Annotated in this window: 2 protein-coding genes; one reads left to right on the top strand and one right to left on the bottom strand. The window is 64.2% G+C overall.

The window, feature by feature from the left end:
• The coding region (locus THIARS_RS17945; RefSeq protein WP_186436765.1) for an FAD-dependent oxidoreductase at nt 1-353 on the bottom strand (353 nt) is incomplete at its 3' end.
• Nucleotides 354-384: 31 nt separating this feature from the next.
• On the opposite strand from THIARS_RS17945, the gene THIARS_RS18830 reads away from it, so the two are divergent.
• Nucleotides 385-573, top strand: a 189-nt coding sequence (locus THIARS_RS18830; protein ID WP_222423105.1) for a hypothetical protein, incomplete at its 3' end; no start/stop codon positions are given.

Raw genomic sequence — 573 nt, 5'->3', positions numbered from 1 at the left:
AACCCTTGGGGACGGACTGGGACGGCACCGGTGGCGATGATCAGGTGGTCATAGCGCATCGTCTCCGCACGGCCGTTCGCCCCGCGCACGACATCGACCGTCTGGGTCGCTGGATGAACCGATACGGCCCGATGGTTCGTCAGGATGTCGATGCCGTCGAACGCGGTGCGATGGGCGAGCTGCCGGTGATCCGGCGTCTCGCCGCTGAGGTAAAAGGGCAGGCCGCAGATGCTGTAGTTCGGGTATTCGTCGGCCAACAGGACGGATATCTCGGCTCGGGGATCGATCTCGTGAGCCTGCAGCGCCGCGCTGATGCCCGCGTCGCTGCCGCCGATGACGAGGAGGCGCGTCATTCTGCTCCCTTCATGGGTATTCGGAGCGTTGTTGGCCCAGATCACGCAACTGGGTTTGCAGCGACATGCGGTCGATCTTGTCGATGGGCAGGGCGAGGAGCGGGCGGATGCGAGCGGCGATTTGAAAGTGCACGTTGGCGAAGGCCTTGAGTTGACGCTCACGATCCCCGACAACCGCGGCTGGATCAGCGAAACCCCAGTGGGCGGTGATGGGTTGACC

It is taken from the genome of Thiomonas delicata, assembly GCF_900088825.1.
GTDB classification, from domain to species: Bacteria; Pseudomonadota; Gammaproteobacteria; order Burkholderiales; family Burkholderiaceae_C; genus Thiomonas_A; species Thiomonas_A delicata.
This window is presented reverse-complemented; position numbering and strand designations above follow the sequence as displayed.